Annotated in this window: 14 protein-coding genes and 1 pseudogene; 7 read left to right on the top strand and 8 right to left on the bottom strand. The window is 72.7% G+C overall.

Translation table 11 applies throughout. The annotated features are described in order from the left end of the window. Nucleotide 1: 1 nt before the first annotated feature. The 6 genes from ACRX5W_RS01735 to ACRX5W_RS01710 form a co-directional block, all read right to left on the bottom strand. Entirely contained in the window at nt 2–454 is a 453-nt protein-coding gene (locus tag ACRX5W_RS01735) for a universal stress protein (RefSeq protein ID WP_436786077.1), read from the bottom strand. A gap of 336 nt (nt 455–790) precedes the next feature. Further along, the gene (locus ACRX5W_RS01730; RefSeq protein ID WP_436786076.1) at nt 791–1,564 is read right to left on the bottom strand and encodes an SDR family oxidoreductase; all 774 of its coding nucleotides are present in this window, start codon (nt 1,562–1,564) and stop codon (nt 791–793) included. Beyond that, entirely contained in the window at nt 1,561–2,622 is a 1,062-nt protein-coding gene (locus ACRX5W_RS01725) for a phosphotransferase family protein (RefSeq protein ID WP_436786749.1), read from the bottom strand. The genes ACRX5W_RS01730 and ACRX5W_RS01725 overlap by 4 nt, the downstream gene beginning before the upstream one ends. Nucleotides 2,623–2,630: 8 nt before the next feature. Further along, nucleotides 2,631–4,169 (bottom strand): acyl-CoA dehydrogenase family protein, encoded by a 1,539-nt coding sequence (locus ACRX5W_RS01720; RefSeq protein WP_436786075.1) that lies wholly within the window; start codon nt 4,167–4,169, stop codon nt 2,631–2,633. Further along, nucleotides 4,123–4,863: a TetR/AcrR family transcriptional regulator gene (locus tag ACRX5W_RS01715; RefSeq protein ID WP_436786074.1), complete on the bottom strand. Its 741-nt coding sequence runs from the start codon at nt 4,861–4,863 to the stop codon at nt 4,123–4,125. Before ACRX5W_RS01715 ends, ACRX5W_RS01720 begins: the two co-directional genes overlap by 47 nt. A 239-nt stretch (nt 4,864–5,102) precedes the next feature. Continuing rightward, nucleotides 5,103–7,049, bottom strand: a complete 1,947-nt coding sequence (locus ACRX5W_RS01710; RefSeq protein WP_436786073.1) for an albusnodin/ikarugamycin family macrolactam cyclase — start codon at nt 7,047–7,049, stop codon at nt 5,103–5,105. A gap of 356 nt (nt 7,050–7,405) precedes the next feature. Between ACRX5W_RS01710 and ACRX5W_RS01705 the strand changes: the two genes are divergently transcribed. The 5 genes and pseudogenes from ACRX5W_RS01705 to ACRX5W_RS01685 all read left to right on the top strand — a co-directional run bounded on the left by ACRX5W_RS01705 (nt 7,406) and on the right by ACRX5W_RS01685 (nt 13,583). Further along, complete coding sequence (locus ACRX5W_RS01705; protein WP_436786072.1) at nt 7,406–9,028, top strand: MFS transporter; 1,623 nt, start codon at nt 7,406–7,408, stop codon at nt 9,026–9,028. Nucleotides 9,029–9,128: 100 nt separating this feature from the next. Next, nucleotides 9,129–10,352: an L-2-hydroxyglutarate oxidase gene (gene lhgO / locus ACRX5W_RS01700; RefSeq protein WP_436786071.1), complete on the top strand. Its 1,224-nt coding sequence runs from the start codon at nt 9,129–9,131 to the stop codon at nt 10,350–10,352. Nucleotides 10,353–10,541: 189 nt separating this feature from the next. Continuing rightward, nucleotides 10,542–11,351, top strand: a complete 810-nt coding sequence (trmB, locus tag ACRX5W_RS01695; protein WP_436786070.1) for a tRNA (guanosine(46)-N7)-methyltransferase TrmB — start codon at nt 10,542–10,544, stop codon at nt 11,349–11,351. A gap of 95 nt (nt 11,352–11,446) precedes the next feature. Further along, nucleotides 11,447–12,244, top strand: a pseudogene (locus ACRX5W_RS01690) (PrsW family intramembrane metalloprotease); the annotation flags it as partial. A 799-nt stretch (nt 12,245–13,043) separates the two neighbouring features. After that, nucleotides 13,044–13,583 carry a YcxB family protein gene (locus ACRX5W_RS01685; RefSeq protein WP_436786069.1) on the top strand — a complete coding sequence of 180 codons (540 nt, stop codon included), beginning with the start codon at nt 13,044–13,046 and terminating at the stop codon, nt 13,581–13,583. Nucleotides 13,584–13,589: 6 nt separating this feature from the next. Here ACRX5W_RS01685 and ACRX5W_RS01680 read toward each other — a convergent pair whose 3' ends face one another. Then, a complete protein-coding gene (locus ACRX5W_RS01680; protein WP_436786068.1) occupies nt 13,590–13,874 on the bottom strand; it encodes a hypothetical protein in 285 nt (94 codons plus the stop codon). Nucleotides 13,875–14,313: 439 nt separating this feature from the next. Between ACRX5W_RS01680 and ACRX5W_RS01675 the strand changes: the two genes are divergently transcribed. After that, on the top strand, nt 14,314–14,736 hold the full coding sequence (locus tag ACRX5W_RS01675) for a hypothetical protein (RefSeq protein ID WP_436786067.1): 423 nt from the start codon (nt 14,314–14,316) through the stop codon (nt 14,734–14,736). A 16-nt stretch (nt 14,737–14,752) separates the two neighbouring features. Here the strand turns inward: ACRX5W_RS01675 and ACRX5W_RS01670 are convergent, their stop codons facing one another. Next, nucleotides 14,753–16,798 carry a serine/threonine-protein kinase gene (locus ACRX5W_RS01670; protein WP_436786066.1) on the bottom strand — a complete coding sequence of 682 codons (2,046 nt, stop codon included), beginning with the start codon at nt 16,796–16,798 and terminating at the stop codon, nt 14,753–14,755. A 357-nt stretch (nt 16,799–17,155) separates the two neighbouring features. Between ACRX5W_RS01670 and ACRX5W_RS01665 the strand changes: the two genes are divergently transcribed. Further along, the gene (locus tag ACRX5W_RS01665) at nt 17,156–17,347 is read left to right on the top strand and encodes a ferredoxin (RefSeq protein ID WP_436786065.1); all 192 of its coding nucleotides are present in this window, start codon (nt 17,156–17,158) and stop codon (nt 17,345–17,347) included. The last annotated feature ends 25 nt before the right edge of the window (nt 17,348–17,372 follow it).

Here is a 17,372-nt window from a genome sequence, read left to right as displayed (position 1 = left end):
GCTAGTCGCGGACGACCAGGACAGGGCACGCGGCGTGATGGACGACGGCGGTGCTGACCGAGCCGAGCAGCAGCCGGGAGAAGCCGCCGGTGCCGCGCGATCCGACCACCAGGAGGACGTGGCGCTCGGACATGCCGAGCAGCACCTCGGTCGCGGTCCCGGCGAACACCTGGACGTGCAGTTCGCCGTCGAACGGGCGTTCGCGGGTCCGGTTGACGTCGCCGACCGTCGCCTCGGTGTCGCCGCGGACCGCCTCCAGCGTGGCGTTCATGTCCTCGACGTAGACCGAGCCGGGAGCCATGGCGGCATACGTGCCGGCCGGCGGAGCCGCGCTCACCACGTAGAGCGGGAGCTGCCGCAGCTCCGCCTCGGTCATCGCCCAGTCGAGGGCGCGCCGGGACGGCACCGATCCGTCGACGCCGACGACGACTCCGCGCGGCTCGTCCTGTGTCATGGGTCAGGCCTCCTCGTCGCCTGCTCGGCGGTGTGCCGGGCGGGCTGGGAAGGCCCTTTGCCGCAAAAACGGCGAATCATTGCATTTCAGGCACATGGCCGGTGATGATCACCCGCGTGGGTGCGGGGCGGCCGGAGGCCTGCGGGGAGCTGTGCGGCCACGAGAAGGGCGCCCCCCGGCGGACCCCTCTCGTGGCCAGTCACGGGTTCGCGGCCGTGCGCTGCCGACCGGAGGAAACCGCAGGCTATCCGGCGCGTGTGAGGAGCAGATGACGCGCACATGACGGCTATGCGGCCGGGGGGCACCCGGTGCGCCAAGTCGGTCGCGGGCGGTTCTTCAGCCGCCGACGCGACCGCCGATGGTGACGCCGCCGTCCACGACGAGTGTCTCTCCGGTGATCCACGACGCGTCGTCGGACAGCAGGTAGGCCGCGGCTTTCGCGACGTCCTCGGGCACGCCGAGGCGCTTCATCGGGTAAGCCGCCGCCGTGGTTTCCTCGCGGCCCTCGTAGAGCGCCTCCGCGAACCGCGTCTTGACGACGGCCGGCGCGACGGCGTTGACCCGGATGCCCGGCCCGAGTTCGCCGGCGAGTTGCCGGGTCAGGTGGATCAGCGCGGCCTTGCTCACGTTGTACGCGCCGATGAAGGGGCCGGGCACGATGCCGCCCACCGAGGCCACGTTGAGCACCGAGCCGCCGTGCTCCTTCATCCACGCGCGGTACGCCGACTGCGTCCACCCCAGCGCCGAGACCAGGTTCACTTCGAATATCTTGCGCACGGCCGCCAGGTCCGCGTCCATGAGCGTCCCGTAGTGCGGGTTGATCCCGGCGTTGTTGACCAGCACGTCGAGCGATCCGAAGCGGTCGATGACGGCGGCGACCGCGTCGGCCCGGTGTTCGGCGTCGTCGGCGCGGCCGGCCGCGGCCATGGCGACCGAGGTCCCGCCGAGCTCCTCGACGGCGGCGTCGAGTTCCTCCTCGCGGCGGGCCGTCAGGCACACTTTGGCGCCGCGGGCGACAAGCTCGGCGGCGATGCCGAGCCCGATGCCGCGGCTCGCGCCGGTGAGCAGCGCCACTTTGCCGGTGAAATCGCCGGTGAAGTCGGCTGTCATACCGCGAACTTCCCTTCTTCGAGGATGGTCCGGGCCCTGGCTGCGAGGTCGGCCAGTCCTTCCGGCGTGAAGCGGGAGGAGCCGCCGTCGCCGGCCTGATCGCCCATCGCGCCGGCGGTGTAGCGGTTGAGGACGCCGGCGAGGATGCACGCCAGGCGCCAGTAGGCGAAGGCCACGTACCAGTGGATGTGCGACACGTCGCGTCCGGTCGTTGCGGCGTACCGGGCGCAGAACTCGGCGCGGCTCATGAAGCCTTCCGCGGCGGTGCCGTCGGACGCGAGCATGGTGTCGGTCTGTCCGTTCTCGACCCAGTACATGAGGGTGGTGCCGACGTCCGCGAGGGGGTCGCCGAGTGTGCACAGCTCCCAGTCGAGGACCGCGCGTACGGAACCGTCGCCGCCGATGAGGCAGTTGTCGAGCCGGAAGTCGCCGTGCACGATCGTGGCGCCCTGCTGCTCGGGTACCGACGCGCTCAGTGCGGCGTGGACCTCGTCGATCCCGGGCACCCCGGGGACCCGGGTGGCGTCCCACTGGCGGTGCCAGCGACGCAGTTGGCGGCCGATGTAGTCCTCGCGCCGCCCGAGTCCGTCGAGCCCGACCGCGTCGATGTCGACCGCGTGGATCGCGGCGAGCGTGTCGACCAGTTGCTCGCCCGCGCGCCGGCGGGCGGCGGCGTCGAGGACGCGTGCCGAGTCGGCGGCGGTGCGCAGGACCGCGCCGTCGACGAACTCCATGACGTAGAACGGGGCTCCGTTCACCGAGTCGTCCGGGCTCAGGCCGACGACCGGCGGGACCGGGACCGGCGTGCGGCCCGCGCCGAGGGCGGCGAGGATGCGGTGTTCACGGCCCATGTCGTGGGCGGTGGCCAGGACGTGGCCGAGCGGAGGACGCCGCAGCACCCAGCGCGTGCCTGCGGCGTCGGCGACGATGTACGTGAGGTTGGAGTGCCCGCCGACGACCGGGGTGAAGGCCAGCGGCGGGACGAGGCCGGGCACGCGCGCGGCGAGCCACGCGGTGATCTCGTCCGGGTTCACGCCGGTGGGCACTGCGGGAGGCACGGTCGAGCTCACGCCTGTCCCTCCGCCGCGTCGAGGTACGCCGCGAACTTCTTGCGGGCCGCTTCGCGGCGGGTGGGCACGTGCTCGGTGGGCACGTCGACCGGCTCGTAGCCGCGCAGCACGCGGCGGGCGACGGTGACGCGGTGCACCTCGTCGGGGCCGTCGTAGATGCGCGACGCGCGGGCCCAGCGGTACATGCGCTCCAGCGGCAGGTCGGCGGAGAAGCCGAGGGCGCCGTGGATCTGGATCGCACGGTCGATGACGTCGTAGAGCACCTTCGCGCCGAAGAACTTGATCGCGGAGATCTCGGTGCGCGCGGCGGGGGCGCCGTCGCGGTCCATGCGCCACGCGGCGTGCAGCGTCATCAGGCGGGCGGCCTGGATCTCGGCGTACGAGTCGGCGATCCAGTTCTGCACGGTCTGCTTCTCGGCGAGCAGCGTGCCGTGCGCGTGGCGGGACAGGGCACGCTCGCACAGCATGTCCATGGCCCGCTGCGCCTGGCCGAGCCAGCGCATGCAGTGGTGGATCCGGCCGGGGCCGAGCCGCAGTTGGGCGAGCTTGAAGCCGTCGCCTTCGTTGCCGAGGAGGTTCTCGTACGGCACGCGCACCGAGTGGTAGCGGATCTCCGCGTGCCCGCCGAACCCGGCCGGCTGGAGGCGTTCGGTGCGTCCGGGGTCCTCCAGGGTCACGACGTCGCGCACGATTTCGACGCCGGGGGTGTCGGCGGGGACGACGATCATCGAGGCGCGGTTGTGCGGCTTGGCGTCGGGGTCGGTGACGACCATGGCGATGAGGATGTCCGCCACCGAGCCGTTGGACGTGAACCACTTGTGGCCGTCGATGACCCACTCGTCGCCGTCCCGCACGGCCCGCGTGGCCAGCAGCGTCGGGTCGGAGCCGGCGGTGTCCGGCTCGGTCATCGAGAAACCGCTGCGGATCTGCCCGTCGAGCAGGGGCCGGAGCCACTTGTCGCGCTGCCATTCGCGGCCCGATGCGGCGATGCCGTGGGCCAGGAGTTCGGCGTTGCCCGAGTCGGGGGCGTTGTTGCCGAAGACCACCGGGCCGTAGGCGGTGCGTCCGAGGATCTCGTGCATGAGGCCGAGCTTGACCTGGCCGAAGCCCTGGCCGCCGAGCTCCGGCGGCAGGTGGGCGGCCCACAGCCCGCGCGCCTTGACCTGTTCCTTGAGCGGGGCGGTCGCAGCCTGCAGGGCCGGGTAGTCGAGGTGCAGCGTCTCCAGCGGATAGATCTCGTCGCGGACGAATCCGCGCATCCAGTCGAGCTGTTCCTCGAATTCCGGCTCGGTGGAGAAGTCCCAGGCCATCGTGTGTCCCCTCGCGTCGTCGGTGCCGGCCGTATGGCCGGCGGTGTCGGGTCCTGCGCGGTGCGTACGCCCGTGGAAGCGCCGTGCAGTGTCCTTGTCGAAGTCCTTGTCGAAGCGCTTGTCGAAGCGCTTGTCGAAGCTCCTGTGGGCCGGCCGCCTCAGCCGGGTCGGCGGTCCGTCACGGCAGGTCCCCCGGATCCGGCCCGGAATCCGCGGGCTTCGCACAGGAGTGCTGGTGTACGGCCGCCCGCAGGGTGTCCACCTCGCGTTGCAGGTCGGCGGCCATCTCGGCGATCAGCGCGGCGCGGTCCAGGGCGCCGCCGTCGGCCCCGGGGTGGTCGCGGCGCAGCAGTCCGCCGAGGGCCATGCGGCTCAGCATGGCCGCGAGTTCGTGGGGCTCGTACTTGCCGTCCGGGCGGTACCACTTGAACATCCAGTTGCACATGCCGATCACCGCGAACGCGGCGATCTTCGGGTCGACCGGCGTGAACTCGCCGCTCTCGACGCCTTCGCGGATCACCGTGCCGACCGCCGTGTCGACGTCGCGCTTGAACCGGTCGAAGACCCCGCGTGCGCTTTCGGGGAGTTGATCCTGGTCGCGGAAGCCGAGCGTGTAGAGGTGGAGGTCGCGGGTGAGCGCCAGCACGTGGCGTTCGAGTATGCGCCGGAGCCTGACGGATGCCGGCTCGTCGAGCGCGACGACCGCGGAGATGCGGTCGACGGCGACGCGTGCCCATTCCTCGAAGATGTCGCGGACGAGCGCTTCCTTGTTCGGGAAGTAGTGGTACAGCGCCGCTTTCGAGACGCCGAGTTCGTCCGCGATCTCCTGGAGCGTCACCGCACCGAGACCGCGTACGCCGAACAGCCGTGTCGCGGTCACACGGATCTCGTCGCGCATCAGGCGGTTGCGTGGCGGCATCATCAACCTAGCGGTAGGAATTCCGACTCTGTGGTCGGATGCTAGGTGCGGGTGCGGAGCGGGATCAAGAGGTGTGGCCAACGTCGCGAAGGCCCGGTGGCCCGCTGCAAACGGGCCACCGGGCCTTCGGCCCCCGCTCCCCCTGGTCCGGTGGTTCCGGTAGGACTTCGGCGTCGTCGGTGACTTGGGTGACTTCGGTGACTTCAATGACTTCGGCGGTCGGTGGCGACCGGGGCGAATCAGGCGACGGCGGCGATCACGCTCCCGGCGGTGGCCGCGGTGCCCCAGCGCATCGCCCGGCCTGCGGCGACCCCGCGCAGCCACAGCTCGGCCGCGACGACGTCGGCGAAACCGCCGAGCAGTTCGCCCGGGTCGCCGCCGCGCGCGCCCTTGCTCAGGGCCGGGCGGGTGGCGCGGTCGAGTGCCGCCCGGACCACGGCGGTGTCGAGGATCCCGAGCTCGCCGAGGAGCGGGGCCGCGAAGAGGTCGCGCAGGTCGGTGGCGTTGTGCCGCAGGCCGCGGATCTCCGACCGGGTGTAGTCGCCCTTGCCGGTCCGCGACAGCGCCGAGCGCGGCACCAACCCCTCGACGGCCGTGTGCAGGAGCGTGCGCGGACCGTCGCCGCGTCCGCGGGCCCAGGCCGGCAGCGCGAGCCCGGCCCGGACCACGGCGTTGTCGAGGTACGGCGCCCGCACGCGCACGCCGCTGCCCTCGGCCATCTGCTGCATGACGCGGTAGCGGTCGGCGGCGCGGCGTACCGCGACCCACGACGCGCGGTCGCCCGGGCGCCGGTGGACCGAGGGGTCGCCGGGCCGGTCGGAGGCGTCGGCGGTCTCGCGGGCGAGGCGCCGCAGCGCGCCGGCGACGCGCTCGCGGGCCTCCGTGGTGGTCCAGGCCACCGCGGGCGCGGGTGCGACCCAACTGATGAGCGAATCCAGCCCGGTGACCGGGCCGATGTGGTCGCCGTACGCGCCGTGGTCGTCGGGCGTGCGGTATTCGAGCACGTCGGCGAGAGCGGCGAGGGCCTGGTCGAAGGTCGTGCGTCCGACGCGGCGGGCGGCGGCGGCCAGGTCGCCGGGTCGGACGCCGGACGCGCGCGCCCAGGCCCGGGCGTGCCGCATGGCGGCGATCGGGTGCCGGTCCATCGCCAGGTCGGCGAGGTACGCGAGTGGCGTGCCGAGGACCGCGTCGCCGCCGTAGCCCGTCAGGTGCACGTCGATGCCGGCCTCGCGCGCGACGTCGAGTTGCCGCAGGGTGCGGGCGGCGGTGACCAGCGGCGAGGCCGGCTCGTCGGTGGCGCGCGGCGCGTCGAACGCGTCGACGAGGCGGGAGTACGGCAGGAACTCCGGGTCGGCCGGGACGAGCACGTGGCGCAGCCGCGCGGACGACGTGGCCACGCGCGAGGCGTACTCGACGTCGTCCTGGGCGGTCGGGTCGGCCCACGTCAGCGCGATCACCTCGCGCTGCGCCGCACGAGCCGCGAGCAGGGCGAGGACGGTGGAGTCGCGTCCGCCCGAAAGGTCGGTGCCGGCCTTGCCCGCGGCCCCCACGCGGCGGTCGACCGCGGCGGTGAGCGCCTCGCGCAGGGCCGCTGCGGCGGCCGGGAAGTCCAGGGGTGCGGAGCCTTGTTCGTGCAGCCGAACGCGTACCTTCGCGCCGGTCAGCTCCAGGGTGTGGCCGCCTTCGAGGCGTTCGATGCCGGCGAACAGCGAGCGGCCGGAGGCCAGTTCGGGGATCTCGGGGCACAGGACGCGGGCCGCCAGCAGGTCGCGGTCGAGTTGTGCGCCGGTGAGGTCGGCGAGCGGGAGGGCGTGCGAAGCGTAGACGACGCCGTCTTCGTAGGGGGTGTAGTGGACCTGCCGCAGGCCCGCGAGGTCGCCGAGGACGAGGGTGCGGCGGCCGAGCCGGATCACGACGTGGTAGCTGCCCGGCCAGGTGGTCAGCGGGCGCAGTCCGCCGCCGCGCGCGACGGCGAGGCCCACCTCCAACTCGGCGTCCGTGGCGCGGCAATCGCCGAGGACCGCCATCCGGACCCGGCCTCCGCCCTGCCCGCGGGTGAGTACGCGCACTTCGTCCTGCGGCCATTCGCCTACCAGCCACAGGGGTTCGGCGTCGTCCCAAAGTGCCGTCGAGTCGGCGGGCGGCGGTGCCGAATGGCTGCCGCTCGCTCCTGCGAACCAGCGCATGTCAGTTCCCCCTGTACTGCGGTCCTCCACGGCGCCGGCGGCCAACTGCCGGTCGCCGCCCTGTCATTGAACCAAGGTTAGGCAACCCTGTGGGGAGCGCGCGGGCGGGCGCACGGGCACATGGGCCCGGCGCACGTCGCGGACACTCCGTCCGGTTTCCTCGTATCTGATGTGAAAAATCCCTTGAATGAACGTTTCTGATGGCGTATCAGTCACTAGATGCGTACCGCCCATAGACCGGGCGTACACGCGACGACCGTCACTCTTCGGGCTCGCGCCGATGCGCGAATCGGCTTACCCGCACCACCCCCGGCAGCTACTCTGAGGGGGACGGAGGTCGCCTTTGGGGGCAAGCCATGCGCAGTGGTCCGAAGCGCGACGGGTCGGGGCAAGCCGCCCTTCGACCCGCGGTGGCGGCTTCCCGGCCCCCGCGCGCGCTCCCCCGCTCCCGCGACGGCCGGACCGCACGCGAACTCCCCGACCAGCCAACGCTTTCCGCGCCCCGCACCGCGACCGCCACCGGCACCGCCACCGGCAGCGGCACCGCCGGGACCAACCGAACGACCGCGCCCACCCGCGACCTTCCGCCGCGCCGGCCGCCCGCCCGCGGGCCGAACCAACGCCTCGGCGACCTCCTCACCCGCGCCGGCGTGAGCAACGCGGGCCTCGCCCGCCGGGTCAACGACCTCGGTGCGGCCGGCGGCCTCGCGCTGCGCTACGACAAAACGTCGGTGGCCCGGTGGGTCGGCAAGGGTATGACCCCTCAGGGCCCCGTGCCCCACCTGATCGCCGCCGTCCTCGCCGAACGCCTTGGCAGGCCGGTGCCGTTGGAGGAGATCGGCCTCGGCGAAACCGGCACCACCGACCCCGACCTGGGCCTGTCCTTCCCGCGCGACCTTGCCGAAGCCGTCGTCAAGGCCACCGACCTGTGGAGGCATGACCACGTGAACCGCCGGGACTTCCTGACCGGGACATTCGCCGTCACCGCCTTCGCGACGCCCCTCGCACGCTGGCTCATCTCCCCGGCGGACGCACGGGCCGAACACCTCGGCACCGACCGCAAGGTCGGCCGGGCGGACGTGGCGAAGCTCCGCGAGGCGGCGGCCGAGGCGCGGCGCTGGGACAGCAAGTACGGCGGCGGCGACTGGCGCGCGTCGATGGTCCCCGAATGCCTCCGCGTCGAGGCGACGCCGCTGCTGCGCGGCTCCTACCAGGACCCCGTGGGCCGCGAGTTGTTCGGTGCGACGGCCGAACTGTCACGGTTGGCAGGGTGGATGGCGTTCGACACCGGCCAACACGAAGTCGCGCAGCGCTACTACATCCAGGCCCTGCGGCTCGCACGAGCCGCAGCCGACATCCCCCTCGGCGGGTACATCCTGGCCACGATGAGCCTCCAGGCGACCTACCGCGGCCACCCGCACACCGCCGTCGACCTCGCCCAGGCCGCCGTCGAGCGCAACCGCGGCGTCGCCACCAGCAAGGTGACCGGCTTCCTGCACCTGGTCGAGGCCCGCGCGCACGCCCGCGCGGGGGACGCCCGCGCGTGCGCGGGCTCGCTCAACGCCGCCGAGACCCACCTGGAACGCGCCCTGCCCGGCGACGAGGATCCCGAGTGGATCGACTTCTTCTCGTACGACCGGCTCTGCGCGGACGGCGCGGAGTGCTACCGCGACCTCCGGCTGCCCGAGCAGACCCGGCGGTTCACCGCCGCGGCGCTGGCCGGGCGGAGCGACGCGTTCATCCGCTCGCACGGCCTGCGGCTCGCGGTCGGCGCGCAGGCCGACCTGGCGGCGGGCGACGTGGACGCGGCCTGCGGCGGCGGGATGCGCGCGCTCGCCGTGGCCGAGCGGGTGCACTCCGCACGCAACACCGCCTACATACGCGACCTGCTCACGGACCTGCGCAGCACACACGCCCGGGTGCCCGCCGTCCGGGAGTTCACCGAACACGTTCGCGCCGCCATCGGGACGACCCCGTGAACCGCGCCCCTCGTACGGACGAACCCGTGCAGGCCGGGCGCCCTCCTGCGCGCGGTGCGCGATACTTGGCTCCTCCGAGGCGGTGAAGGGCGGAGAGGCCATGCTCAGGTACGACGTGATCGTGATCGGCGGCGGCATCGTCGGCCTGTCCACCGCGTACGCCCTGACCCGGCGCTCGCCCGGCACCACCGTCGCGGTCTGCGAGAAGGAAACCTCCTGGTCCGCCCACCAGACGGGGCGCAACAGCGGCGTCATCCACTCCGGGCTGTACTACCGGCCCGGCAGCCTCAAGGCCCGCTTCGCGGTCGAAGGCGCGCGCCGCATGCGCGAGTTCTGCACCGAACACGGCATTCCGCACGAGGTGACCGGCAAACTCGTCGTGGCCACCGACCCGTCCGAACTCGGCCGCATGAAGGAGCTGTTCCAGCGCGGGGAGGCGAACGGCGTTCCGGTACGGGAACTGACGCCCGATCAGATCCGGGACCACGAGCCCAACGTCCGCGCGATCGCCGGCCTGCATGTGGGCACCACCGGCATCGTCGACTACGCCGCCGTCTCCCGCACGCTGGTCGATCTCCTGCACCGGCACGGTGTCTCGCTCCGCACCGGAGCGGGCGTCACCTCGCTCGCGGTGCATCCGCGCGAGGTCGTCGTGCAGACCCGGCTCGGCGAGGTGCGCGGGCGCGTCGTGGTCAACTGCGCCGGCCTCTACAGCGACCGGATCGCGGCGATGGCGGCGCGAGCCGAGGGCGGCGAGCCGCCGCCGGTGCGCATCGTGCCGTTCCGCGGCGAGTACCACGAGCTCGCGCCGCACCGGCGCGGCCTGGTCCGCGGCCTGGTGTACCCGGTCCCCGACCCGGCGTTCCCGTTTCTGGGCGTGCACCTGACGCGCGGAATCCGCGGCGACGTGCACGTGGGCCCGAACGCCGTGCTCGCGCTGCGGCGCGAAGGCTACGCATGGACCCAGGCCGATCCGCGGGAGCTGGCCGCGACGCTGACCTACCCCGGGATGTGGCACATCGCCCGGCGGCACTGGCGCTACGGCGCCGGGGAGATGTTGCGCTCCCTCGCCAAGCCCGCGTTCACCCGCGCGGTCCAGCGCATGCTCCCGGCGGTGACCGCCGACGACCTGGTACGCGCCCCTGCGGGCGTACGCGCGCAGGCCGTGCGCCCTGACGGCGAGTTGGTCGACGACTTCCTGTTCACGGGCGGCGAACGCATCGTGAACGTCCTCAACGCGCCCTCCCCCGCCGCGACCGCGTCCCTGCCGATCGGCGAGGAGATCGCGGACCGGGTCCTGGACCGGCTGGCCGGCCTGCCGTGACGGCCGCGGTGACCGCGACCACGGCTGCTGTCACAGCCGGTGTCTCGGTTGGTGTCAGGGCTGCGGTGACGGCTGCCGCGCGGACGCGCGCGACACGGCTCCCGTAGCATCAAAGGGTCCCCCGGCGCCCCCGGACCAGCCAGGATCCACCGGCGCCGACCCCGTCCCGACCCGACGAGCCCCCCTGTGATGTCCTCCGCCACGCGCTCCGGCGCGCCCACCGCCGCGCCCGCGCATCCGGTCGGCCGCCGGGGAACGCCCCCGCCCGGCACCGCGTCGACGCTGAGCCCCGACCCGTTCGGCGGGCCGCCACTCGGTGCCGTCCGAACCTTCCATCCCCGGCGCGGACGCCTCAGCCCCCAGCAGCGGGACGCCATCGACCGGCTGGCACCGGCGTACGCGGTGCCCGTCGACGGAGCGCCGCTCGACCTCACCGCGCTGTTCGGCAACGACAGGCCCGTCGTCCTGGAGATCGGCTTCGGCATGGGCGAGGCGACCGCGGCCATGGCCGAGGCCGCGCCCGGCGTCAACATCCTCGCCACCGACATCCACACGCCCGGCATCGGCAACCTGCTGCACCTGATCGAAACGCGGCAACTGGCCAACGTGCGTATCGCCGAGGGCGACGCCGTGGTTCTGCTCACCAACATGCTCGCCGCCGGCGCACTCGCGGGCATACGCGTCTACTTCCCCGACCCGTGGCCGAAGTCCCGGCACCACAAGCGCCGTCTGATACGGCCCGGGTTCACCGCACTCGCCGCATCTCGCCTCGCCCCCGGCGGCACCTTGCACTGCGCGACCGACTGGGCGCCGTACGCCGCGTGGATGCTCGACGTCCTGGAAGCCGAACCGGCCCTCGCCAACGCTGCCGGACCCGGCGGCGGATACGTCCCGCGCCCCGACTGGCGGCCGATGACCCGCTTCGAACAGCAGGGACTCGCCAAGGGTCACAGCGTCGCCGACCTGATCTTCACCAAAACCGCCCCGAACGCGTCCTGACCCGACCGCGACAATCGGTGGAGCAGCGCATATCTCCGTGCATATCGGGTCAACACAGCGAACCGGCCGAGGCCGCCCGGCTATCGTCACACCACATGGACGCACACGAGCACGCCGTGCGGGCCGTCGGATCCGGCGGCGGCCCGATCGGTGCGTTGCGCGCCTTCTTCGCACGGCCGCGCCACCGCGTCACCGCCCTGGCCCTGCTCTTCGCGGTCTGCTGGAGCACCGCGGCAGCCAAGATCGCCGAGGTCACCGGCCCCGACGGGCTCGTGGTCGGCGTCCCGCTGGCCGCCGCGCCGGTGCCGCTCGTGGTCGGTACGTTCATGCTTCTGGCCAGGGCACGCCCCCAACCATGGCCGCATGTGGCGTTCGCGCTGTCGTGGGGGGCGGGCGCGGGGGCGCTGGCGGCGCTGTACGCGAACTCGTGGTCGATCGAGGCGATCGTCGACCGCTCCGACGAGCACCATGCGGAACTGCTCGGCCTGACCGTCGTGGCGCCCTTCGTCGAGGAGGCCGCCAAAGGCGCGGCCGTGCTGCTCCTGTTGGTCTTCCGCCGCCCGTGGTTCCGTGCTCCGGTGGACGGCCTGGTCCTCGCGGCGACCACCGCGGCCGGATTCGCCTTCACCGAGAACGTCCTGTACTTCGGGCGGACGTTCGGGCAGGGCAGCGACGACGGAGAAGCCGCGTCCCAGACCGCGGCGATATTCGTGGGGCGTGCGGTCCTGACGCCGTTCGCGCACCCGCTGTTCACATCGGCGATCGGGCTCGCGCTCGGCTGCGCGGTGCTGATGCGGCGGCGGGCACACGCGGTGGGCACCGCGGCCGGGGGCTACCTGGTCGCTGTCGGTCTGCACGCGGGGTGGAACGGCGCGGCGTGGAAGAGCACGGTCGAAGACGAGCCGCTCGTCATGCTGTCCGTCTACCTCGTGGTCATGCTGCCGCTCCTGACCGGGCTCCTCTTCCTGGGAGTTCGCCTGCGGCGCGAGCAACTGGCGGCGGTGTCACGCCAGTTGCCGTACTACGTGGCGGCAGGGTGGATCACCTGGAACGAAGCGGCGATGCTCGCCTCGATCACCGACCGGAGCCGACAGCGCGCCGCCGCCCTCGCGCGCTACGGCAAGCGCGGCCGGGACGTCATGCGGCAGTATCAGTGGACCGCGACGGCACTGGCCGAACTCCGTGATCGCACCGCGCGCGGACACCTCACTCCGGACGAGTTCACGCCGCAGGAACGGGTTTTGCTCCACAGGCTGTGGACGGCTCGCACGCGCCTGCACGAAGTGCTGACGTACATGGTCCCGACCCCCCGCTGGGCTGCGGTCCGGCGCGGCCGGCCGCCGCAGGCGGGCATGGTGTGGGCGCCGCTGGGCGGGGCGCGGCCGGCCGCCACAGGCGGGCATGGTGTGGGCGCCGCCGGGCGGGGCGTGGCCGGCCGCGCAACCCGGAGGACACGGTTGGGGCACGCCGCTCGCGCATTCCCCGCCGGCCACGCGGCCGAGCGCGCACGAGCCGCCCGCGTACACGCCGTGACTCACCCCGGGCCAGGGCAGGCACGCGCCCGGCGTCCGGTTGCCCACAGCGCATATCCGTCGGTTTTCGGCCAATCCGGGACCGCCGGCGCGTCCGCTGCCGTGGCCGCAGGCGCTGGGACGCGAGCGACGCACCGCACAGGACCCACTGCATGGCACGATGGTCCCCGCTCGCCGCCCGCCCGTCCCCGGGGCCCGTCTGGAGAACTCCGTGCACATCACCACCAGCTACATCCCCACCGAACGCGATATCGCCGACGGAGTCGTCGCGTTCCGTCGCGGCCTCTTCCGCTCCCTGGTCGGCGGCGGCACGGCCCTGGTGGGAATCGGCCTGGTGGTCCTGCTCGTCGAGGCGCTCGACGGGCCGATCGCTTTCTGGCCGTTCATCTTCCTGGTGTTCGGACTGGGCATGCTCGCGCTGCGGTTCTGGGCCCCGGTGCAGGCCGCCCGGCAGAACCGGCACATGCACGGCGATGTGTGCGAGGTGACCCTGACGGACGAGGTCTACCGGTCGGCGATAGGCGCGAACCGGGCGGAGATCCCGTGGGACACGTTCCGCCGCCTGCGGTCGGTCGACGACCAGTGGATCTTCGAGTTCAACCCGGCGCAGGCGATCATGGTGCCGCACCGGGTCTTCAGCGACGAACAGAACGCCGAGATCGGCGGCTTCCTCAGCGGACGCGGCCTGACCCGTCGCTGACACGTATCAGCGGGGTTCGCGCGAGCCTCGGTCGATCGGCCGCAGCGCGTATTCGCCGCGCGCCCGGGCGGCGTATTCGCGGTCCATCTGCCGCGCGATGACCACCTCCAGCGCGCTCCAGCCGCACGCCAGAAGGAAGATCGCGGCGAACAGCACCGCGACGACCCACAGCCACGAGCCCGCCACCACCGCCATGGCCGCCACCATCCCGGCGACCAGGACGAGTGCGAAGAAGACCACGGTCAGCGCCGCGGCGTCCCCCGCTCGTTCGGAGAGTCGGCTCCGTCCCATCGGACGCCTCCTCCCAGCCTTTCCCCGTCCCTGCGCCGGATACCTCAAGCGGGTAGCTCAAGCGGGTACCTCAAGCGGATATGTGCCCGCAAACCGCGCGCGCATACGCGCCCGCCCACGCGGATCCCGATGAGCTTCCAACCGTACGGTAATACGTATCAGGGCACTTCCCGGCCCGAAACGTGAAATGCCGCTGACACCTTGGGGGTTCGCAGGCGCCATGCGCGCGCACGTCACCCCGTAAGCCGTGACACGCTGCCGCAACTGCCCTGCACCACAAGAAAACGGACAATCGACACAGGTATTCGTCGACCCCTCGGCGCACGCCCGAATGGCTGGTATACGTATGACACTCAAGGCGGAGTCGGTGGCCGCCCAGAGCCGAACCGAACCGACCGGCGCGTCGGAGACCTGAGAAACCGACTCGGAGGGGCAGCGCGTGATCCGGTACCGACTCCGGGTGGACTTCTACCAAGATGTCCCGGAGGACCGGCCCCCGACGGGGTACGTCGGCTCGCTGCTGTCCGGCGACTTCGCCGGTCCCGCACTCCCCCGCAGCGGCGACTCGGTGTCGGCGATACCGCTCGGCGGCGCCTACGTCGGGCCGTGGACCGCCGGACCGTACATGATTGTTCACCGGGTCGAGCACCACCCGGTGCCCGTCGACCTCGACGGGCACATCGTGGAGTGGTGGGAGCAGTACCCGCATCCCTCGGTGCATGTGGTGATCCGCGCCGAATGGCCGTCCGAGGAGAAGGACGAGCACGAGCTCATGAACCTCTACGAGGCACAGGGCTGGAGTTCTTTCCCCGCCGGACCGGAGAACCCGTTCGTCGCGACGGCCGACGTCGCGGTCTTCTGACGCCCGCGCGCGGCTCTCACGAGGCGCGGTACGACGACCGGTCCGCAGTCGAGATGATCTTCTTGACCACCGGGTCGTAGGTCCGTGCCAGTCCCGCGGTGCTGAACGAGATCTTCGACAACGGCAGCAGCCACACCTGCGGATAAATCGTCCGCCCGTCGCCGCACTCGACGGTGTAGAGCGCGTACTCGTACGTCAGTTCCCCCTCCTTCGCGAAGGTCTTGCCGGTCGTCTTCCCGGTCGGCCGCGTCGTCGCGCCGACTTCACCCGGGCACGACGTGGCCGGCTCCGCCAGCGTCCAGCCGTTCGCGCTCTCGAAGAAGGTCTTGCTGTTGAGCTTCGTGTTGGCCCAGACGCGCAGACCGCCGCGCAGGCAGTCGGCGCGGTCCGCGGCCGGGAGTTCGAGCGGCGTCACGCACACCGACGTCTCGTCGATGGGACGCGCCTCCCATCCTTGGGGGATGGCGAGTTTGATGCCGCGAAGGTCGTACGGCGCCGGGCCCTGGACCGTGCCGGGGGGCGCAACGTCGGGCGACGCACTCGGCTGTTGCGCGGCCGGCTCCTCCTTCTTGCCGTCGCCGCGCATGGCGACCGCGACGGACACCGCGATCGCGAGCACCGCGACGGCCGCGACAACGGCCAGGAGCGGCTTCGCCGCGCCGGGCCGGCGTGCCGGAGCGGCCGAACGCCCGGCCCGGCGGCGGCCGGTGGCCGGCGAAGGATCGGACACCGGGGGGAGCGTCCCGCCGACGATCGTGTCGGTCTGGTCGTTGCGGTCGTTCCCGCCGTGGCCGGGCCAGGGTGCCGGGGCCGGGCCTGCCGGGGAGTAGGCGTCCGCGGCTTGGCGGCCGGCTCCCGGGGCGGCGTACGCGGCCGGGCCGGTCCCGTACGCGTCGGGCGGGGCCGGGACCGTGACCGGCGGAAGTGCCTGGGTGTCGGCGGACGACGCGTAGGCCTGCGCGGCCTGCGGACCGGCCTGGTACGCGGCGGCGGCCCCGTACCCCGGCGGCCCGCCCTGACCGGGTGAACCGCCATGGCCGGGTGTACCACCGGGAACACCGCCGGGGACCGCCCCCGGAACGACGTGCGGCGCGGCCACCGTGTGGGCGTGCGCCGAGCCCGCCCCGCCGTCGTGGGTTCCTCCCGCGACGGGGTCCTTCCAGTGCATGTGGATCAGCGACGTCGCGTCGGAGACCGGGTCAAGGGCCGGCGCCTGCGCCGCGCCGAGGGCGCCGCGCCATGCCGAGGTGACCCGGCTGAGCAGGTCGTGTGCGGAGGGCCGGCGCAGCGGGTCCTTGTCGGCGCACCGCTCGACGATGCCGCGCAGCGGCTGCGGCACGCCGGAGATGTCGGCCTCCTCCGAGAGCACGCGCATGGCCACGACCTCGGGGGCGCCGGTCCCGAACGGGATGACGCCGGTGGCCGCGAAGGCGACCATCATGGCCCACGCGTACACGTCGGCGGCCGGGGTGCTGGTGTGCCCGCGGAACCGCTCGGGGCTCATCCACGCGGGCGAGCCGATCATCATGCCGGTGCGGGTGAGCCCGCTGTCCTCCATCGACCGGGCGATGCCGAGGTCGAGGACGCGCGGTCCGGCCGGTGAGCAGACGACGTTCTGCGGCTTCAGGTCGCGGTGCACGATGCCGACCCCGTGCAGGGCCACAAGGGCTTCGGCGAGGCCCGCGGCCAGCGCGAAGAGTTCGTCACCGGACATCGGCCCGTGCCGGTCGACGCGTTCGGCGAGTGTGGGGCCCGGCACATACTCGCACGCGAACCACGGTTGGGCGGCGTCGACGTCGGCGTCCAGCACCGGGGTCGTACACGTGCCGCGCACGCGGCGCAGCAACGCCACTTCGCGGGTGAAGCGGGCGCGGAACTCGCGGTCGTCGGAGAACTGCGCGTGCACGATCTTGACGGCGACCCGGCGGTCGAACTGGTCGAGACCCGCGAACACCGAGCCCATGCCGCCGGATCCCAGCCGCCCGGTGAGCCGGTAGGGCCCGACGGCCCGCGGATCCGCGTCTCCGAGGGGCCGTATGCCCGTACCGGCCTCGGCTGCCATACCGCCTCCGCGCACTGACTCGACGGAGAGGGCCCCGAGCGCCCGTCTCCTCGTTCGGGGCATCCTCTCACTTGGCGCCGATGCGGCAAGTCGTCCCGGACCGCCCCCACAGATCCATGACACATCGTCAGCCACCGTCTGGTTTGCGGTTGCCGGCGGCGCGTCAGGTCGAGGTGGGGCCGACGAAGGCGCAGGCGGCGGCAGGTCCGAACCGTCCGGGTCGGCGGGACATCACCCACAGGACCGACCGACGTAGGCTGGCCTTACCGGCACGGGCGCGTGATAGGTGTGCGGGGGCCGATCGTCACCGACCGGTCGCATCGACCGATCGCCGCCCCGAGAGACCGGGAGGTCCGCATGAAGATCAACGTCGACTTCGACAAGTGCAAGAGCAACGCGCTGTGCATGGCCGAGGCGCCCGAGGTGTTCGAGGTGCGGGACGACAACTTCCTGTACATCCTCGACGAGAACCCGTCGGAGGAGCTACAGGCGCAGGTCCGGGAGGCGGCCCGCGTCTGCCCGACGCAGGCCATCACCCTCTCGGACTGAGCGGGGCCGACAGGACCGGGCGCGG

Source organism: Yinghuangia sp. YIM S10712 (assembly GCF_051388935.1).
Taxonomy (GTDB): Bacteria; Actinomycetota; Actinomycetes; order Streptomycetales; family Streptomycetaceae; genus Yinghuangia.
Note: the sequence above shows the minus strand (reverse complement) of the source record. Positions and strands in the feature narration are given on the sequence as shown.